This is a genomic window from Alcaligenes sp. Me129 (assembly GCF_050487245.1).
Taxonomy (GTDB): domain Bacteria; phylum Pseudomonadota; class Gammaproteobacteria; order Burkholderiales; family Burkholderiaceae_B; genus Alcaligenes; species Alcaligenes phenolicus.
Genome location: NZ_JBKQGX010000003.1, coordinates 290,416 through 309,024 on the forward strand (window position 1 = coordinate 290,416; position 18,609 = coordinate 309,024).

The 18,609-nt window shown below is 57.9% G+C and carries 21 protein-coding genes; 13 read left to right on the forward strand and 8 right to left on the reverse strand.

Annotated elements, in window-relative coordinates; genetic code table 11:
- Window positions 1-52: 52 nt before the first annotated feature.
- Complete coding sequence (metK, locus tag ACLPGZ_RS05270; RefSeq protein ID WP_026484120.1) at window positions 53-1,216, reverse strand: methionine adenosyltransferase; 1,164 nt, start codon at window positions 1,214-1,216, stop codon at window positions 53-55.
- Between the two features lie 237 nt (window positions 1,217-1,453).
- Between metK and ACLPGZ_RS05275 the strand changes: the two genes are divergently transcribed.
- The 5 genes from ACLPGZ_RS05275 to ACLPGZ_RS05295 are packed head-to-tail and all read left to right on the forward strand — an operon-like array spanning window position 1,454 to window position 5,835.
- On the forward strand, window positions 1,454-2,308 hold the full coding sequence (locus ACLPGZ_RS05275; protein ID WP_035273572.1) for a lysophospholipid acyltransferase family protein: 855 nt from the start codon (window positions 1,454-1,456) through the stop codon (window positions 2,306-2,308).
- On the forward strand, window positions 2,305-3,195 hold the full coding sequence (locus ACLPGZ_RS05280) for a lysophospholipid acyltransferase family protein (RefSeq protein ID WP_009462598.1): 891 nt from the start codon (window positions 2,305-2,307) through the stop codon (window positions 3,193-3,195). The genes ACLPGZ_RS05275 and ACLPGZ_RS05280 overlap by 4 nt, the downstream gene beginning before the upstream one ends.
- Before the next feature lie 8 nt (window positions 3,196-3,203).
- Entirely contained in the window at window positions 3,204-4,127 is a 924-nt protein-coding gene (gene dapF, locus ACLPGZ_RS05285) for a diaminopimelate epimerase (RefSeq protein WP_429641033.1), read from the forward strand.
- Between the two features lie 2 nt (window positions 4,128-4,129).
- Window positions 4,130-4,807 (forward strand): DUF484 family protein, encoded by a 678-nt coding sequence (locus tag ACLPGZ_RS05290; RefSeq protein ID WP_083054275.1) that lies wholly within the window; start codon window positions 4,130-4,132, stop codon window positions 4,805-4,807.
- The gene (locus ACLPGZ_RS05295; RefSeq protein WP_009462602.1) at window positions 4,795-5,835 is read left to right on the forward strand and encodes a tyrosine recombinase XerC; all 1,041 of its coding nucleotides are present in this window, start codon (window positions 4,795-4,797) and stop codon (window positions 5,833-5,835) included. The genes ACLPGZ_RS05290 and ACLPGZ_RS05295 overlap by 13 nt, the downstream gene beginning before the upstream one ends.
- Window position 5,836: 1 nt before the next feature.
- Here the strand turns inward: ACLPGZ_RS05295 and ACLPGZ_RS05300 are convergent, their stop codons facing one another.
- From ACLPGZ_RS05300 to ACLPGZ_RS05315, 4 genes are read right to left on the reverse strand one after another with little or no spacing between them, the layout of a single operon-like run.
- Window positions 5,837-6,904, reverse strand: a complete 1,068-nt coding sequence (locus ACLPGZ_RS05300; RefSeq protein WP_429641034.1) for a metal ABC transporter substrate-binding protein — start codon at window positions 6,902-6,904, stop codon at window positions 5,837-5,839.
- Complete coding sequence (locus ACLPGZ_RS05305; RefSeq protein ID WP_031232761.1) at window positions 6,904-7,803, reverse strand: metal ABC transporter permease; 900 nt, start codon at window positions 7,801-7,803, stop codon at window positions 6,904-6,906. The genes ACLPGZ_RS05300 and ACLPGZ_RS05305 overlap by 1 nt, the downstream gene beginning before the upstream one ends.
- Window positions 7,803-8,525 carry a metal ABC transporter ATP-binding protein gene (locus ACLPGZ_RS05310; RefSeq protein ID WP_035273564.1) on the reverse strand — a complete coding sequence of 241 codons (723 nt, stop codon included), beginning with the start codon at window positions 8,523-8,525 and terminating at the stop codon, window positions 7,803-7,805. The genes ACLPGZ_RS05305 and ACLPGZ_RS05310 overlap by 1 nt, the downstream gene beginning before the upstream one ends.
- Before the next feature lie 4 nt (window positions 8,526-8,529).
- Complete coding sequence (locus ACLPGZ_RS05315; protein ID WP_165589481.1) at window positions 8,530-8,679, reverse strand: hypothetical protein; 150 nt, start codon at window positions 8,677-8,679, stop codon at window positions 8,530-8,532.
- Between the two features lie 82 nt (window positions 8,680-8,761).
- Between ACLPGZ_RS05315 and ACLPGZ_RS05320 the strand changes: the two genes are divergently transcribed.
- From ACLPGZ_RS05320 to hslU, 5 genes are all read left to right on the forward strand, one after another.
- Window positions 8,762-9,253, forward strand: coding sequence for a Fur family transcriptional regulator (locus ACLPGZ_RS05320; RefSeq protein ID WP_009462608.1), 492 nt, complete (start codon window positions 8,762-8,764; stop codon window positions 9,251-9,253).
- A gap of 199 nt (window positions 9,254-9,452) precedes the next feature.
- Window positions 9,453-10,553, forward strand: a complete 1,101-nt coding sequence (locus tag ACLPGZ_RS05325) for a CobW family GTP-binding protein (RefSeq protein ID WP_009462610.1) — start codon at window positions 9,453-9,455, stop codon at window positions 10,551-10,553.
- 82 nt (window positions 10,554-10,635) lie between these two features.
- Window positions 10,636-11,073, forward strand: coding sequence for an RNA polymerase-binding protein DksA (gene dksA / locus ACLPGZ_RS05330; protein ID WP_026484112.1), 438 nt, complete (start codon window positions 10,636-10,638; stop codon window positions 11,071-11,073).
- 340 nt (window positions 11,074-11,413) lie between these two features.
- Window positions 11,414-11,947, forward strand: a complete 534-nt coding sequence (gene hslV / locus ACLPGZ_RS05335) for an ATP-dependent protease subunit HslV (RefSeq protein ID WP_009462614.1) — start codon at window positions 11,414-11,416, stop codon at window positions 11,945-11,947.
- Window positions 11,948-11,964: 17 nt separating this feature from the next.
- Window positions 11,965-13,302: an ATP-dependent protease ATPase subunit HslU gene (hslU, locus tag ACLPGZ_RS05340; protein ID WP_026484111.1), complete on the forward strand. Its 1,338-nt coding sequence runs from the start codon at window positions 11,965-11,967 to the stop codon at window positions 13,300-13,302.
- A gap of 229 nt (window positions 13,303-13,531) precedes the next feature.
- Here hslU and ACLPGZ_RS05345 read toward each other — a convergent pair whose 3' ends face one another.
- Window positions 13,532-13,837: a copper-binding protein gene (locus ACLPGZ_RS05345; RefSeq protein WP_009462618.1), complete on the reverse strand. Its 306-nt coding sequence runs from the start codon at window positions 13,835-13,837 to the stop codon at window positions 13,532-13,534.
- Between the two features lie 111 nt (window positions 13,838-13,948).
- On the opposite strand from ACLPGZ_RS05345, the gene ACLPGZ_RS05350 reads away from it, so the two are divergent.
- A complete protein-coding gene (locus ACLPGZ_RS05350) occupies window positions 13,949-14,473 on the forward strand; it encodes a GNAT family N-acetyltransferase (RefSeq protein ID WP_080748114.1) in 525 nt (174 codons plus the stop codon).
- Window positions 14,474-14,482: 9 nt separating this feature from the next.
- The gene (locus ACLPGZ_RS05355; RefSeq protein ID WP_035273561.1) at window positions 14,483-15,046 is read left to right on the forward strand and encodes a cob(I)yrinic acid a,c-diamide adenosyltransferase; all 564 of its coding nucleotides are present in this window, start codon (window positions 14,483-14,485) and stop codon (window positions 15,044-15,046) included.
- Between the two features lie 72 nt (window positions 15,047-15,118).
- Here ACLPGZ_RS05355 and ACLPGZ_RS05360 read toward each other — a convergent pair whose 3' ends face one another.
- Together ACLPGZ_RS05360 and ACLPGZ_RS05365 are read right to left on the reverse strand one after the other, a co-directional pair.
- Window positions 15,119-16,156, reverse strand: coding sequence for a C45 family autoproteolytic acyltransferase/hydolase (locus tag ACLPGZ_RS05360; protein ID WP_115635276.1), 1,038 nt, complete (start codon window positions 16,154-16,156; stop codon window positions 15,119-15,121).
- A 5-nt stretch (window positions 16,157-16,161) separates the two neighbouring features.
- A complete protein-coding gene (locus ACLPGZ_RS05365; protein WP_060186169.1) occupies window positions 16,162-17,022 on the reverse strand; it encodes a MurR/RpiR family transcriptional regulator in 861 nt (286 codons plus the stop codon).
- Between the two features lie 182 nt (window positions 17,023-17,204).
- Between ACLPGZ_RS05365 and ACLPGZ_RS05370 the strand changes: the two genes are divergently transcribed.
- Window positions 17,205-18,530 carry an aspartate aminotransferase family protein gene (locus ACLPGZ_RS05370; protein WP_115635277.1) on the forward strand — a complete coding sequence of 442 codons (1,326 nt, stop codon included), beginning with the start codon at window positions 17,205-17,207 and terminating at the stop codon, window positions 18,528-18,530.
- Window positions 18,531-18,609: the final 79 nt, after the last annotated feature.

Below are 18,609 nucleotides of genomic sequence, written 5' to 3' on the forward strand. Positions count from 1 at the left end.
AAACTGCAGCAAAGCGCCGCCCGCAAGCGGCCTTTGCCTATCCGCACATCGCTTAGATAGCCTGACGCAAAGCCTGGGCCTTGTCCGTGGCTTCCCAACTGAACTCCGGCTCGCTGCGGCCAAAGTGACCATAGGCAGCCGTCTTGGTGTAGATGGGGCGCTGCAGATCCAGCATTTCGATGATGCCGCGTGGGCGCAAATCGAAATGTTGGCGAACCAGCTTGGCGATCTCGGTGTCGGGGATCACGCCTGTGCCTTCGGTGTAGATGGTGATATTGATAGGCTCGGCCACACCAATGGCGTAGCTCAATTGCACCTGACACTGACGAGCCAAACCGGCTGCCACAATGTTCTTGGCCACGTAACGAGCGGCGTAGGCAGCGGAACGGTCCACTTTGGAGGGGTCCTTGCCGGAGAAAGCACCACCGCCGTGAGGGCATGCGCCACCGTAGGTATCCACAATGATCTTGCGACCAGTCAGACCGCAATCGCCTTGAGGGCCACCAATCACGAACTTGCCGGTGGGGTTTACCAGGAAGCGGGTTTTCTCGGTCAGCAGGTCCGAAGGGAAGCATGGACGAATGATGTGTTCGATCACAGCTTCGTGAATGTCTTTCTGGGACATTTCAGGCGCGTGCTGAGTGGACAGCACCACAGTATCCACTTCGGTAGGACGGCCATCCACGTAGCGGAAGGTCACCTGGGATTTGGCGTCAGGACGCAACCAGGGCAAACGGCCATCTTTGCGCAGCTCGCTCTGGCGCTGCACCAGACGGTGGGCGTACCAGATAGGAGCAGGCATCAGATCAGGGGTTTCGTCGCACGCGTAGCCAAACATCAGCCCCTGGTCGCCAGCGCCCTGGTTCAGCAACTCTTCTGGGCTGCGATCCACACCTTGGGCAATATCGGGCGACTGCTTGTCATAGGCCACCAGAACGGCGCAGGACTTGTAATCAATGCCGTAATCGCCATTGTCATAGCCAATGCGCTTGATGGTGTCACGGGCAACCTGGATGTAATCCACGTTGGCGTGCGTGGTGATCTCGCCAGCCAGCACCACCAGACCGGTATTGCACAAGGTCTCGGCAGCAACACGTGCCTGAGGATCCTGCTCGAAAATAGCGTCCAGGATGGCGTCGGAGATCTGGTCAGCTACCTTGTCGGGGTGGCCTTCAGAAACGGATTCGGATGTAAAGAGAAAGTCGTTGTTGTTCACAGCGTAGCTTCCTTGAATAAGGGCTGATAATCAGCACGAGGTTGAACAAACTGCGTTGCACCTCGAAGCCAGCGATGTGGATACGATAGACGGGGCGCGACGCTTTAGCGGTTTATAGTGGGCAGTTTGCTGCCCGATCGCTCCGCAAGTTGTCGTTTAACTCAGCGATACAATCCATTTTAAGCGAAAATACGTATTTATTTCAGCAAAACTTCACACTAAAGGATTGCCTGGCCCATGCTCGCGGCACTTTTACGTCTGATGGCTCGTCTGCCTTTACCCGTTCTTCATGGGCTGGGCAAAGGAATCGGACGCCTGATTTACGCTTTTCCCGGACGCTACCGCCGCCGTCTGCAAAGCCACTGCCGACAAGCGGGTTACGACTCCCCCGCATTTTTCCGGCAAGCGGCCGGACAAACCGGCGCCATGATTCTGGAGACACCGCGCGTCTGGTTGTATCCGCAAGCCTGTCTGGCCCGCTGCACCGTCGATGATGTGGCCTTGCTGGAAGCCACCCATGCCGAAGGACGCGGCGTGCTGTATCTGACCCCGCACTTGGGTTGCTTTGAGATTACGGCACGTTATCTGGTGGGTTTAGGCCCACTGACCGTGATGTTTCGCCCACCACGCCAGGCCGTACTGGAACCCCTGATGGTGGAGTCACGTGAACTGCCCGGCCTGCATGCCGTCCCCGCCAATATGAAAGGCGTGCGCGAATTTGTCCGCGCGTTTCGCAAAGGTGAATCGGTAGGCATGTTGCCCGACCAGGTTCCCAGTGGTGGCGATGGTGTGTGGGCCCCATTTTTTGGTCGCCCTGCCCTGACCATGACACTGGCTGGCAAGCTGGCCCGTCAGTCCAATGTGCCTGTGATTGTGACCGCTGCCGAGCGCCTGCCTAAAGGGCGCGGCTGGCATATTCACACCTTGCGCCTGCCCGAGCCGTTGCCCGAAGACCCGACGGAACTGGCCACCCTGATCAACGAATCCATGGAAAGCTTGATACGCCGTTTCCCCACCCAGTATCTGTGGGGCTATAACCGCTACAAGATTCCCCACGATGCGCCCCCTTTGCCTGGCGATACCACCCCATGAGTTTTAATTCTTACCCGCTGCTCAAATCCGTTTTCACCTACTTTGGCCGTGCCTCGGTACGCACGCGCCAGCGTTGGGGTGCTGTGCTGGGCGGGCTGGTGCATCGCTTTGCCTCCCGCCGCCGTCATATCGTGCGTACCAATCTGGATCTATGCTTTCCAGACACGCCCGAGAGCACCCGTCGCGAGTGGGAAAAGCAGCACTTTCGCCTGCTGGCCCAATCCTATCTGGACCGGGGCCTGCTCTGGTTTGGTTTGCCCAGCACTATTCTGAACACTCTGCACCTGACGGGCGAAGAACACATCACCCAGGCTCTGGAACAGGGCCGCAAGGTCATGCTGCTGGTGCCTCACTTTCTGGGTATGGATGCGGCTGGCACCCGCCTGTCCATGTCCATCTCGCCCTTGGTTGCCTTTTACACTCCCCAACGCGACCCCCATGTGGATCGCCTGATGTATGAAGGCCGTAGCCGCTTCTCCTCCGTCCCGCTGATTTCTCGCAAAGACGGCATTCGCGGTCTGATGCGTGCGCTGCAAAAGGGCCAGCCGATTTATTACCTGCCTGATATGGACTTCGGCACCAAGGGCTCGGCCTTTGTGCCCTTTTTCAATGTCCCGGCGGCCACGCTCTTGTCCACAGCCCAGATCGCACGCAACCAGGACGCGCTGGTGATTCCGGTTATTTCCCGCGTGGACGCCGAGACTGGTCACTACCATATTCAGGTGCTGGAACCCATGTCCGACTTTCCGGGTGAAGGCAGCCTGGAAGAAGCCACGGAACGCATGAATGCCCTGATCGAAAAATATGTGCGCGAAGACCCGCCGCAGTATTATTGGGTACATCGACGCTTCAAAACCCGTCCTGAAGGTCAACCCGGCATCTACTAGGCCCCATCATGCACAGCCCCACCACACCCCAGCCCGCTTCCTCGCTTTGGCGTTTCAGCAAAATGCACGGCGCGGGCAATGACTTTGTCATGCTGGATGGTGTCAGGCAAAGCATTGAAATGACTCCCGAACGCGCCCGCGCGCTGGCGGATCGTCACTTTGGCATTGGGGCGGACCAGATCTTGCTGGTTGAAGCCGCGACCGAACCCGGCGCGGATTTCCGATACCGCATATTCAACGCTGACGGTGGCGAGGTCGAACATTGCGGCAACGGCGCTCGCTGCTTTGTCCGCTTCGTACACGAACAAGGCCTGTCCTCGGCCAACCCTTTACGAGCACAAATTCGCACCGGCATCATCAGTTTGAATGACGATCCGGAGCTTGGCGTGGATGTCATGATGGGCACCACCCGATTTGCCCCTGCCGATGTCGCTTTTGACCCTAGCGGGCTAGAACAGAAAACTCAGGGCGAAGATACGCTGTGGCTTCTGCCCGTACCCGATCAAGCCGAACCTGTCGCCCTGTCGCTGGTGTCCATCTCCAATCCGCACGCCGTGCAGGTGGTAGACGATGTGCTGCAGGCGCCGGTTGCCAGCGTCGGCCCCTTCATCGAATCTCACCCGCGTTTTGCTCACAAGGTCAACGCCGGTTTCATGCAGGTTCTGGACGCCCATCACATCAAGCTGCGCGTCTACGAGCGCGGCGCCGGCGAGACCCTGGCCTGCGGTACAGGCGCTTGTGCGGCTGTGGTGGCAGGCATACGGCGAGGATTGCTCCAAAGCCCGGTTGTCGTTGATACTCGTGGAGGCAGTCTGCGCATTGAATGGGACGGACAGGCGCTACGCATGAGCGGCCCGGCCCAAACCGTCTTTACCGGACAAGTCGATATAGATGCACTGTGTGCGTCCCTAGCCAGAAAGGAAACCTTCTAGACATGGATACCCCCAACAGCCTTAGCGCCGTGGAAGTGGCCCAGTTTTTGAAAGCCAACCCTGATTTCTTCGACGCGCATGCCGATGTTTTTTCCAAACTGATGGTGCCGCACCCCCATCAAAGCCGCGCTATTTCACTGGGCGAGCGCCAGATCATGCTGCTGCGCGAGCGCGGCAAGAAAACCGAGCGCCAACTGGCCACGCTGGTCGCCAATGCCCGTGGCAATGAAAAAATTTCGCGCCAACTGCACCAATGGAACTGCCAGATGCTGGCCGAGTCCGACCCGGCAGCCCTGCCCGCACTGATCTGCAGCAGTCTGGAGCGCATCTTTGAAATGCCCGTTGTCCGTCTGCACTGCTGGAATCCGGACGAAGTGCTGGCTGACGACGCCCTGGTCAGCTGGGCCTACACCTTGATCAACCCCTATTGCGGCGCTCGACGCGAACAGGAGTTTCTGGCCGATTTGCAGCAAGACGCGCAATCGGTGGCCATTGTGCCCTTGACGTTTCCGGAGTCGAACACCCTGTTTGGTCTGCTGGTTCTGGGCTCGCCTGAAGCCACGCGTTTTACGGCCGATATGGGTACGGACTTTCTGGAAGGCATTGGCGAATTGTGCAGCGCCGCCCTGCAGCGTTTGTACAAGCCCAGCAGTGTTGATCAAAGCGAATGTCCGGCCTGAAAAAACAAGATCACTCCCCGTCCGGGGACACGCCTCAAAAGCAGCCAGCCGCCCCCCAGGCCCTCAGCCCGGCCATGCAAAGCTGGCTGCATCAACTAAGCCACGAAAAACGCTATTCGGAACACACCCTTAGTGCGTACCGTAATGATCTGCGCCACTTGCTGGCGCAGTACCCAGGCACCGACCCCGACACACTGACTCAAAGCCAGTTGCGACAGGCTGCCGCCCGCTTGCATGCGCAGGGCCTGGCACCACGCAGCCTGGCCCGCATTCTGGCAGCCTGGCGTGGCTACTATCAAGCGCGCACTAAAGAACTGGGTTGGCCCTTGAACCCTGCAGCCAGCCTGAAGGCACCCAAGATAGGCCGCCCTCTGCCCAAGGCCTTGTCCGTAGACCAGACCCAGCAGCTATTGGACCGCCCCACCGCCCCCATTCAGGACGACCCGGTCAGCTGGCGCAATCAGGCCATGTTTGAATTGTTTTATTCCAGCGGACTACGTTTGTCCGAGCTGGTCAGCCTGGACACGCACTATCACCAGGACGCGCACTACCAGTCAAAAAGCTGGTTACTGCTGGATGATCGTGAGCTGGTGGTCAGTGGCAAAGGCGGCAAGACGCGCCGCCTGCCTGTCGGAGAGAAAGCGCTGCATGCCTTGCAGCAGTGGCTGGAAAAGCGCCCGGCTTTGGCATCACTGGCGACCAGCGCAGATGCCAGTGCGGCCCTGTTTCTGGGTGCCCGTGGAGCCCGCATTCACCCACGCGTGGTGCAGCAAGAACTGGAAAACTATGCCCGCGCCAGCGGCCTGCCAGTGCATGTCCACCCGCACAGCTTGCGTCACAGCTTTGCCAGCCATTTGCTGCAATCAGCACAAGACTTGCGGGCGGTGCAGGAACTATTGGGTCATACCAATATTTCCACGACTCAGATTTATACCCGTCTGGACTTCCAGCATCTGGCCCAGGCTTACGATCAGGCCCACCCTCGGGCACAACGCAAGAACCGGGCCAGTGACAAGCCGGAGGAGTGAATCAGGGCTGCAAGGCCTTGACCAACTGGTCTGTATTTGAGCGCATCATGCCCAGGTAGGTATCCACGCCCGAGCCTGGGGCTCCCAAAGCATCGGAATACAAGGTGCCACCAACTTTGGCGCCGGTCTCCCGTGCCACTTGCTCGACCAGTTTTGCGCTGACCGTGTTTTCCACAAAAATGGCCTGAATCTGCTCGCTACGCGCTTGCTGGATGATCTGCGCAATATCACGGGCTGACGGCTCCGCCTGGCTGGATACCCCCACCAAGGGAATGAAACGGATGTCGTAGGCCTTGCCCATATAAGAGAAAGCATCGTGCGAGGTGATGACCTTGCGCTTTTCCACAGGCACCGCCTGCAGGCGGGTTTTGATGGAATCGTCCAGCTCCTGAATGCGCTGTGCGTAATCCTTGGCGCGACGCTGGTAGTACTCGGCATTGGCCGGATCAGCCTGCTCCAGACCTTTGCTGATATTACGAACATAGATCTGTGCCAGGCCCAGGCTTTGCCAGGCGTGGGGGTCCTGGCTGCCGTGCTGATGACTATGGTCATGCCCGCCGTGGGACTGTGTATCCTCTTTGGCGTGGGTCTGCTCATGGTCGTGGGCATGCTCAGGTTCGGAGTCGTGACCGTGGTCATGGTCATGGTCATGGTCATGGTCATGGTCATGGTCATGGTCATGGTCATGACCAGCATGATCCTCGTGTCCGCCACCTTCAAATGCCAAAGGCGTAATACCTTCTGTCGCCACGACTTGCGGCCCTTTATAGCCTGCTGCCTGCTGCAAGCGTGGCAACCAGGTCTCGAACTCCAAACCATTGATCACCAGCAGTTGCGCGTTAGCCAAGGTCTTTGCATCACTGGGACGCGGCTCAAACGAATGGGCATCCCCATTGGCGGGCACAATCGTGCTGGCCATAACCTTGTCGCCGCCTATCTCCTTGACCATATCGTTCAAAATCGAGAAGCTGCTGACCACACGCAAAGGCTCCGCCTGAACCGACAGGCTGGCCGCCAGCAAGCCCAGGGCCAGCACCGTGCGGCCTGAGTAAATGTCTCGCATTTTCATCAATCGTGCTCCAAGAGAGAGGCCATGCGCCGACGCCGTGCACGCCATTGGGAATAAGCACGCAGCAAACCGCCTTGGGGGCCAAAGGTGATAGAAAGAAAATAGAAGGCGCCGGCTGCCAAAATAATCGCGGGCGAAGCAGGCACGTTGTAGTAGTACGAGAACAGCAGGCCCAGATAGGCGCTGATCATGCCCAGCAAGGCCGCCACCAGCATCTGACGACCAACGGAATACACCCAGAATCGGGCCGAGGCAGCGGGCAGCATCATGATCCCCACCACCATCAAGGTTCCCAGCACCTGGAAGCCAGCCACCAGCGTGATGACCAGCATGAACAAGAACAACATATGAACGACGGAACCGCGCCCGCCTTGCGTGCGCAAAAAGATCGGGTCCATGCACTCCAGCACCAGAGGCCGGAATACCAAAGCCAGAATAATCAGCGTAACCGTGGTGCTGCTGGTCACCAGCAGCAAGGAGGCATCATCCAGGCCCAGCACCGTGCCAAACAGCACATGGATCAAATCCATATTGGAGCCGCGCAAGGACACCAGCAGCACTCCCAGCCCCAGGGATACCAGATAGAAGGCCGCAAAACTGGCGTCCTCCCGTTGTGGTGTCAGGCGGGCCACCAGTCCGGCCAGCAAGGCGACAACCAGGCCGGTAATCATGCCGCCTATGGCCATCGCGCTTAAAGACAGGCCCGCCGTCAGAAATCCAACCGCCACACCGGGCAGGATGGCATGTGCCATGGCATCACCCATCAGGCTCATGCGGCGCAACACCAGGAATACCCCCAAAGGTCCGGCCGCTGCAGCCAGGGCGAAAGAACCAGCCAGTGCGCGCTTCATGAAACCAAAGTCCATGAAGGGGCCAAACAGCACATCAATCAGCGCCATCATAGGTAGTCCCCCGCACACAAATGGCGAGCCAGATGCAGGTTCTCGGGAGTTAGCACCGCTTCAGTTTCCCCCCAACCCACTACCTGACCGGCAAGCAGCACGGTTTGCGGAAAACAGCTACGCACCATATCCAGATCATGCAGCACGGCCATCACGGTACGGCCCTGTTTGTGCCAGTCCAGAATCAGGTTCATCAATTCGTCCGAGGTTGCACGGTCCACCGCGGCAAAAGGCTCGTCCAGCAACAAGATCTGGGCGTCCTGCATGATCATGCGGGCAAACAGGGCTCGCTGTAATTGCCCACCCGACAAAGTGCCAATGGAGCGACGCGCAAAGTCGGCCAGCCCCACCTGCTCCAGCGCATGACCAATGCGTTCGTGCTCGGCTTTGGGGAAACCACCCCAGGCGCCCACACGCTTCCAGGCTCCCATGGCCACCAGATCATGCACCGTCACCGGAAAACTTTTGTCCAGATCGCCCATCTGCGGCAACAAGGCCAGCTGATTCAGAAAACCGCTGTCGACAGCAATGCGCCCTTTCAGGGGATTGATCTGCCCGGTCAGCCCTTTGAGCAAGGTGGATTTACCAGCACCGTTAGGCCCGACGATAGCCGTCAAAGAGCCTCGGTTAAAACAGCCGCTGATATCACGCAGAGCGATTTTGTCTTTCCAGCCCAGCGCGACATGCTCGAGTTCGATCAAGGTTTGATGTGAACTCATGCCCTTACCACGCGCCCAATGCCCAGGCGGTCAGTAGCCACAGGGCTCCTGCCACGCACAAAGCGCCCAGTACGCGCTGTCCGGCCGAGGCCAGCAAGAGCGAACGACGAGGTGCCGGACTGCGGAAAGTCGAGGGAAATTGAGGACAGGACATGAAACAGGGATAATGCGGCTAGATTGGGAATAATTTAATTTTCCAAAGATGTTATAACATAACAAACAACCCATCAAGCGCCATGCCTGTACATATTCTTACGCCCAACGCCATTGAAGATCAGCTCGCTACCGCTGAACAGCTTTGTCTGGAACGCGGTAAACGGCTGACTTCAATTCGCCGCCAGGTGCTGGAAATCCTGATTCAGGCCCAGCGCAGTTTGCGCGCCTACGAACTGCTGGATCTGGTTCGCGAGTTCCAGCCCGGCGCCAAACCCCCTACCGTTTACCGCGCCCTGGACTTTCTGACTGAAGAAGGCCTGATCCACCGCCTGGATGCCGTCAATGCCTGGACGGCCTGTGTGGATGCCGGCGGCCACCCGCACGACTTGCTGATTGTCTGCACCCAGTGCGGCACCGTGGTGGAGCTGTGCGCTCCGGACCTGAGTCAAAGGCTGGCCGACTGTGTGCGCGGAGCGGGCTTTGCCCTGTCCGGCCACGAAACTGAACTGCGCGGCCTGTGCCAACGTTGCGTTGCAGCTAAAAACGAGCGAAAACCCTTATCTGCCCCCTAAAACGTGGTATTTTGCCGCCAATCGGTATATATTCCCCGATCTATTGGCAAACCTCTGTGAATTTTTACAGATCACCGTTTGCCCAACAGGCAAGGCTGTGATGTAATCGCACGTTGTTTTCGTGCGGAGCAGATGGGTGCAGGAAGCCGCGGTTGGTGCCGTGCCTTGTACCTTTCGCCCGCCACTGCGAGGCATGTTTATGAACGCGGCATCAGATCTGAACAACATGGTTCCAGTCACTGTTCTGACTGGTTTTTTGGGCGCTGGTAAAACCACGCTGCTCAAGCGCATCCTGAGCGAATATCACGGTCGACGCATTGCCGTCATCGAAAACGAATTCGGGCCCGAAGGTATCGACAACGAACTGTTGGTGCAGGACTCCGAAGAAGAAATCGTTGAGCTGAGCAATGGTTGCGTATGTTGCACCGTGCGTGGTGACCTGATGCGCACCCTGAATGATTTGCGCGTTCGCCGCCAGGCAGGCGAACTGAAGTTCGAGCGCGTCATCATCGAGACCACCGGCATGGCTAACCCCGGCCCGGTCTGCCAGACCTTCTTCATGGACGATGATATTGCCGACTACTATCGGCTGGACGCGGTCATCACGGTCGTGGATGCCAAACACGGCATGGCCACACTGGACCAGCAAGAAGAAGCTCAAAAACAAGTTGGTTTTGCGGACCGCCTGCTGATCTCCAAAAAAGATCTGGTCAACGACGTGGATTACGAGGCCCTGCGTGCCCGTCTGATCCGCATCAACCCGCGAGCCACGATTACGCCGGTTCACTTCGGTGAAACCGACATCAAGGATTTGCTGGAAGTCAGCGGTTTCAACCTGAATTCCATTTTGGACATTGATCCTCAATTCCTGGCAGAGCAACACCCCGATGCGGCGGACGGCCATGATCACCACCACGATCATGCCCACGGCGACGAAGGCGAGTGCGGTCCGGGCTGCGGACACGATCACCATCATCACCACCACGAGCACGCAGCTCACAATGACGAGATCGGGGCTTTCGTGTTCCGTTCGGACCGTCCTTTCGACCCCGAGCGTCTGGAAGATTTCCTGTCGGGCATTGTCCAGGTATTTGGACCAGATCTGATGCGCTACAAGGGCATCCTGTATCTGAAGGGCATCAATCGCCGTATGCTGTTTCAGGGCGTACACATGATGATGAGCGCCGAGCCTGGCAATGCCTGGCTGGCCAAAGATAAAAAGGGCACCAAGCTGGTCTTTATTGGCCGCAAATTGCCACAAGACATATTCACCCAGGGCCTGGAGAATTGCCTGGTTTGAATTAATAATTATTCAGTAAATGCGGAGCGATTGCGCGTGACGACAGTTACAGGCTCCCAGACGTCAACAAGAGGTAAGCATCATGGCAACTAAGTCACATGACAGTACTACAACCCTGCTGACCGAGCAGGAGCTTTTGGCGATGCCTGAGTCAGACTACATGAACGCCGCCCAGCTGGAGTTTTTCAAGCATCGCTTGCGCCAGCTGGAGCAAGACATTCTGGCCAACGCGGGTGCTACAACGGAAAACCTGCGTGAAACCCAGTTCGTTCCTGACCCGGCTGACCGTGCCACGATCGAAGAAGAACACGCTCTGGAGCTGCGTACCCGCGACCGCGAACGCAAACTGCTCAAGAAAGTGCAACAGTCCATCGCCCTGATCGATTCGGGCGAATACGGCTGGTGTGAGGAAACTGGCGAGCCCATCGGCCTGCCACGTTTGCTGGCACGCCCAACGGCTAACCTGTCTCTGGAAGCCCAGGAGCGTCGCGAGAAGCGCCAAAAGATGTTTGGGGATTGATAGGCGGCAAGGCCCATCACCCTGATAAAAAGCCCGCCCGATCATTCTGGCGGGCTTTTTTGTGGGTCACCCAACTCGATCCAACCCACTTGTGTACGCTGCTGAAAATAAGCAGGCTCAAAAAAGCCGGCTGCGTCTACCGCTAGCAGGCCAACAGGCTGCTTGCACGCCAAGAAGCCAGGCGACATACGAGAACCCCTGCAGCAGCCCCTGCCAAGGGAAGCCACCCTGTTTCAGCCCGGTTTCCAGGCACGACCCTCAGTCGGCAAAAACTTCCTGCTGTCATGCGCTTGAAATTTCCTGCCCGGCCCCCAGATGGGAACCTTAAAGGAAGGAAATCATGGAACAATTTCACGCCACTACTATTGTCTGTGTACGCCGCGGAGATCAGGTCGCCATTGGCGGCGATGGTCAGGTCACCCTGGGCAATATCGTCATCAAGGGCACGGCCCGCAAAATTCGCCGTTTGTACAACGACAGCATCCTGGCCGGTTTTGCCGGTGCGACGGCTGACGCCTTCACCTTGCAAGAGCGCTTTGAAGCGAAGCTGGAAAAGCACCAGGGCAACCTGCTGCGCGCCGCCGTCGAACTGACGCGCGACTGGCGCACCGACCGCGTTCTGCGCCGTCTGGAAGCCATGCTGTTGGTGGCGGACAAGGAGCACACGCTGGTGCTGACCGGCAATGGCGACGTGCTCGAACCCGAACATGGCCTGGCCGCCATCGGCTCGGGCGGCTCCTATGCCCAATCTGCCGCCATGGCCTTGCTGCAAAACACCGATATGGCTCCCGCCGACATCGTCAAGAAATCGTTGGAGATCGCAGGTGATCTGTGCATCTACACCAACCAGAACCATATCGTCGAAACACTCTGACAGCCGGATACACCACCATGTCTACACCTAATATGACTCCCGGAGAGATCGTCTCCGAACTGGACAAGCATATCGTTGGCCAGGGCAAGGCCAAGCGCTCCGTGGCCGTGGCCCTGCGCAATCGCTGGCGCCGCCAGCAGGTTGCCGAGCCCCTGCGTAGCGAGATCGTCCCCAAGAACATTCTGATGATCGGACCCACCGGCGTGGGTAAAACCGAAATCGCCCGTCGTCTGGCCAAGCTGGCCAACGCGCCTTTCATCAAGGTCGAAGCCACCAAGTTCACGGAAGTGGGCTATGTAGGCCGCGACGTTGAAACCATCATTCGCGATCTGGTGGATATTTCGGTCAAGCAAACCCGCGAAATCGAAATGCGCCGTGTGCGCACCCAGGCCGAGGAAGCCGCTGAAGACCGTATTCTGGACGTGCTGGTGCCCCCTTCGCGCGATGCTCACGGTCAACCCCAACGCGAGGACAACTCTGCCCGCCAGGTGTTCCGCAAGCGCCTGCGTGAAGGCAAGCTGGACGATACCGAGATTGAAATCGAGATGGCCCAGGCCATGCCTCGCATGGAAATCATGGCCCCTCCCGGCATGGAAGAGATGACCGAGCAGTTGCGCGGCATGTTCTCCGGTCTGGGTCAGGAAAAGACCAAGGCTCGCAAGCTGACGGTCAAGGAAGCCTTCAAGCAACTGACCGAAGAAGAAGCGGCCCGCCGCGTCAATGAAGACGATTTGCGCACTGCTGCAGTGGCCAACGCCGAGCAGAACGGCATCGTGTTCCTGGACGAGATCGACAAGATCACGGCGCGAGGCGAGAGCCAGGGCAGCGGCGGCGATGTGTCCCGCCAAGGTGTGCAGCGCGACCTGCTGCCTTTGGTAGAAGGCACCACCGTCACCACCAAATACGGGGTGGTACGTACCGACCACATCCTGTTTATTGCCTCGGGTGCGTTCCACCTGTCCCGCCCATCGGATCTGATTCCTGAACTGCAAGGCCGCTTCCCCATCCGTGTGGAACTGGAATCGCTGAGCGCCCAGGATTTTGTACAGATTCTGTCCACGACCGACGCTTCGTTGACCAAGCAATACGCAGCCTTGCTGGGCACCGAAGACGTACAGCTGGACTTCCGCCCCGACGGTATCCAGCGTCTGGCCGAGTTGGCCTTTGAGGTCAACGAGCGTACCGAAAACATTGGTGCCCGTCGCCTGTACACCGTCATGGAAAAACTGCTGGAAGAGCTGTCCTACAGCGCTGGCAGCCACGGAGAGCAAAACGTGGTCATTGATGCGGACTACGTGAACAAACAGCTGCAGGAAACCGCAGCCAGCCAGGATCTGGCGCGCTACGTGCTGTAAGCCTGACTTCGGTCGGACATGAAAAGGGGGCAGATTTCTCTGCCCCTTTTTTTACATTCCGCTTGCAGACCACACCCAACACGGCAACAGGCTCTACCCTGTCAACGTAAACGCGATGGTCATCACATCACCCTGTCATCTCGACCACGAGCCCACGCCAGTGTTTCGCCTGCGTCGGAGATGAAAAAAACCGGGCGAACCCGGCTTTTATCAACCCACTCAAGCAGGCTTACTTGCTGATCTTGGTGACCACGTAATCACCACCGTCACGTTTGGCAGTGAACTTTACCTTGTCACCCGGTTTGATGTTGGCCAGCAAGGCGGGATCAATTTTGTACACCAATGTCATGGCGGGCAGTTCCAGGTCGCTGATCTCACCATGCTTGATGGTAATTTTGCCGGCCTCGGCATCCAGTCGGCGCACTTCACCCGAGGCGCTGGCCTCCTGAGCCTGGGCGACCACGACATAGGCCGAGCCAGCTACCACACCCAAAGTTCCCAACGCCAAGGCTGCGCTTCGTTTCGTCCACGTCATTTTTCACTCCTGCAAATTGGGCAGAGCCAGACAATTAGCTCATAATGCCTACTTTCGGACGCCTGATGCGTCTGTTTCCGATCAAGCATAACGCTAAACCTTTGCAAAAGCATGAGCGAATTTATTAAAGGGTATGTGCTGCGTCCAGCCACCCCCGCAGACCTTCCCGCCATTTTGGGCCTGATGCGCGATATGGCCGCGTTTGAGAAACTGGAGCATATTTTCAAGGCCAGCGTTGAGTCTCTGCGCAACAGTTTCTTCTCCGACGAGCCCAGTGCCTACTGCCTGGTCATTACTCCCGAAGATCAGCCCGACGCACCAATTTCTTACATTATGTGGTTTTACAACTACTCCAGTTTCCTGGATCGCCGCGGCATCTATCTGGAGGATTTGTATATAGACCCGGCCCACCGCAAGCACGGTCTGGGCGCTGCGGCCCTGCGCCATCTGGCTCAAATGGCCGTGGCCCAAGGCTGCGGCCGCCTGGAGTGGGTAGTACTGGACTGGAACCAGAACGCCATCGACTTCTACAAGTATCAGGGCGCTCAAGTACTGGAAGACTGGCGCGTGGTACGCGTCACTGGCGATGCCCTGGTCAATTTGGCTCAAGGCACCCCTACTCCTGCCGAAACATAAGGCTTCTTCATGTCCACACGACTTTCCATTATCAGCACCCGCACCGGCGACGATGGCACAACGGGCCTGGGCGATGGCAGCCGCCTGCCCAAGACTGCCCCCCTGATTCATGCCCTGGGCGACGTGGATGAACTGAACAGCCATATCGGCGTCTTGCGCAGCATGGCACTGCCCGAGGATGTTGATGCCCTGCTGTCCGACATTCAGCACGACTTGTTCGATATGGGGGCCGAGCTGTGCATCCCTGGCCATCAGGTCATAGGCAGCGTCCATGTGGAACGTCTGGACCAAGCGATTCGTCACTACAACGAGCCCTTGGGCATACTCAAAGAGTTCATTTTGCCCGGTGGCAGCCCGGCAGCCGCACAAGCACATGTACTGCGTTGTGTGGCGCGTCGTGCAGAACGTAGCGTCGTGGCGGTGCCCTCAGAATCCTTGCCACAAGAAGGCCCGCGCCTGTATCTGAACCGCCTGTCGGATTTGTTGTTTGTGCTGGCGCGTACCTTGAACCGCCATGCAGGCCGCTCTGACGTGCTGTGGGAACCCAAGCGCAACGAGCCTGGCAAGGGCTGAGCCTCATCGCGACTGCGACTGCGACTGCGACTATAAGAATAGGGCCCTGCTTTAGCAGGGCCCTATTCCTTTTCAGGCTAGATCAATGCGAGTGGTATCCGCAAACTTCAGCACAGGCTCGTCCGTGGGGTCTTCGTAGACCTGCCACTTCAAGGACTGGCTGCCCACCTGAATATCCACAGTAGCCAGGGTGTTTTCCGCGTCACTGTCCGCCGGGTCACAGCGCCAGATCGGAAATTCCGCATGGTGCTGATCCGCCAGGACAGTCAAAGGATCAAGCGCAGCACCGGCTTGTGCCAACAATTGATCCCCACGCTCCTGCCGCAGTTCGGACGACCGGGTAATACGCTGTTCAAAGCCTTTCATGGACGGATGTACCGCATGGTTGGCGTGCAGATGGTTTTGCTCAATGGTCTGCACAGAAACGGCCTCGGCACTGAACTCCACGCTCAGCAAGCGTGGATCGCCACGCTGCGCCAGGCTCAAATGAAAAGCGCCGGAACGCGGATGATCCCGCAGGATACCCACCGCCTGATCCAGATCGGGCTGATCCAGCATGGCGCGGGTCAGGACCATGCGCGGCACCCCAGGTGCCACATGACGAGCCCGCACATTATTCACCGTCATGGCCAAACCGGCCTGGGTCACTGCAAAGCTATGGCCCGGCAAGGAAGCAGGGTAAAGAAAGGAAACAAAGGACATGCCGCTGTCGGGGATGAATTTGGCCACCCCGCAGTAACCGGCAAAACCTGGATCACCATCTTCGTTATGCACCAGACGAGGCTCGCCCTGGGCGGGCATTTGCACGGTGGTGCAACCATCGGGAGCCATGGCCCACAAGTCGCCCCGGCAATTCCACAAGAAAACGTCTTCAAAGGGGAGCTCCAGACCCAATGCCAGGCCCTGGAGCTCGGTCCATATTCGGGGGAAATAACGCTCGGTGTACTGAGCCAGCTGACCGGCTACAGCCGTCCCCTTCGATTGCATGATGCCTTGCCACGCTGCTGAGTTCAGCAAGTAGGCATGCACGGCGGGGGCTCCGAAACGTCCCAAAGAATGGCCAATTTCTTTGGGACCACCACTTAACTCCAGATAGGACAACTTAGCCATTGCGTCTATTTCCAGTAAGCACCGGACTGGTGCAATTGATTTTCAACCAACTCAATACCGCTGACAGCACGACTGCCCGCCTTGGCCAGAACCTGTTCCAGCAAGACCTCCACCAGTGCCTGTGCAGCAACCAGAGAAGGAAAAAAAGACGGACTGTCGGTTCCAAACAATAATGTGGCATCTGCCTGCTGCGCAATAGGGGCAAGCAAGCTGTCGCAAATCGCCAGGATTTGTGCATCTGCCTGTCGGGCCGCTGCATGGGCCAGCACGGCTTCCTGGGAATACGGTGCAAAACCGAACAAGACCAGCACATCCCCTTTTTGCAGCGCCCGCAGATCCATATCCAGAGTACCGGACTCGCCACGCAACAAGCCAATCGAGGGCCGGAACAGACGGTACTGATAATGAAAGGAAAAAGCGGGTGCAAAAGAGGCTCTGAACCCGGCCACAAAAACCCGCTTGGCCTTGTTCAGCAATTCCACAGCCTGTGGCAAGCGTGCTTCATTCACCTCGCGCAGCAGCGCCAGAGTATCCATTTGTGCTGTCAGCGTCTGCGCCAGGCGATCTTCTTTATTTCGATTGCGTACCACCGCCCGGGCCTGATCGGCATAACGCCGTGCACCCTGTCCATGCAGCGCCTGGGTGAACACAGCCTTGAATTCCGCCCAACCGCCAAAGCCCAAAGACTGGGCAAAGCGCAGCAAGGTGGCAGGCTGCACCTGTGCCTGCGCGGCCAACTGACGCATGGACATCAAGGGCACCTGTTCGGCATGATCCAGCACATAGCGCGCGCTTTGCTGGAACTGCGGCGACATGGTGGCAAACGCTGCCTGAATACGCTCGGTCAGATTGCTCAAGGAGTTCATGGGCCAACACGCTTAAAAAGGGGACACCAAGTATATATCGGGCGCAAATGCAGTCTGGGCGCAACAGTGAGGCCTTTATCCACCTGTCCCGACAAATCAATGATGATTTATTTGTTGAGAGTATTATTATATATTCAACATACGTTGAAAATCCTTCCGGGCCTACTTTCTGGATCTGCGCCATGACACATGTCTTTCATCGCAACCCCAAACAAACCTTGCCCTGCGCCGTCAAAGGCGATGGTATCCGCATCGTGGACAGCAATGGCAACACTTATATAGACGCCAGCGGTGGCGCGGCCGTATCCTGCCTGGGCCATAGCCACCCTGTTGTGATCGCTGCCATCAAGCAACAGCTGGACCAGATTGCCTACGCCCACACGTCCTTTTTCAGCAGCCAGGCTGCCGAGGACCTGGCAGATTTTTTGACCAGCCGATCCCCCGGTGACCTGGACCATGTGTACTTTCTGTCCGGAGGCTCGGAGGCCGTAGAAGCCAGCCTGAAGCTGGCACGGCAGTATTTCGTGGAGATTGACCAGCCCGAGCGTCATATTTTCATCGCACGCCGTCAGAGCTATCACGGCAATACGCTGGGGGCTTTGGCCATTGGCGGCAATGAATGGCGTCGCAAGCCGTTCCTGCCTCTATTGGCTCCGGCCCAGCATGTCTCGCCCTGCTACCCCTACCGCGACCAAGGCAGTGATGAAAGTGCCGAGCAATATGCCGACCGTCTGGCTCAGGAACTGGACGACATGATTCAAAGCCTGGGTCCCCAGAACGTCGCGGCCTTTGTCGGCGAGACTGTAGTGGGCGCGACCGCTGGTGCCTTGGCGCCAGTAGGCGATTACTGGAAAAAGATCCGTCAGGTCTGCGACAAGCACGGCGTGCTGCTGATTCTGGATGAAGTCATGTCTGGCATGGGGCGTACCGGCTATCTGTTCGCCTGCGAAGAGGACGGAGTCGTGCCGGACATCATGGCCATTGCCAAGGGTCTGGGCGCGGGCTATCAGCCTATTGGTGCGATGCTGGCCAGTGACCGGATTTACCAAGCCATCCTGAATGGCTCGGGTTTTTTTCAGCACGGCCATACTTATATGGGTCACGCCACAGCCTGCGCTGGTGCTTTAGCCGTGCAACAAGTGATTGAGCAAGACCAGTTGCTGGAAAACGTCCGTCAGCGCGGCGAACAATTGCGCCGGGAGCTGCATCAGGCGTTGGACAGCCACCCCAATGTGGGTGATATACGTGGTCGTGGCCTGTTTGTCGGAGTCGAACTGGTACAAGACAAGGCCAGCAAGCAAGCGCTGGACCCTGGCTTGAAAACCCACGCCAGGATCAAGCAGCATGCGTTTTCCCAAGGTTTAATGCTCTACCCTATGGGTGGCACGATAGATGGAGTTCACGGCGACCATATCTTGCTGGCACCGCCCTTTATCTGCACCGAGGCCGACATTCACGAAATCGTGACACGTCTGACCCAAACCATCGAACACATCCTGCCCCGATAAACCCGTCGAGCAGAGCGTCGAACAAACAGTCAGAACGCTCTGCTGACTGCGCTGCGGCAAGCCAGCCGCAAGAGGCACC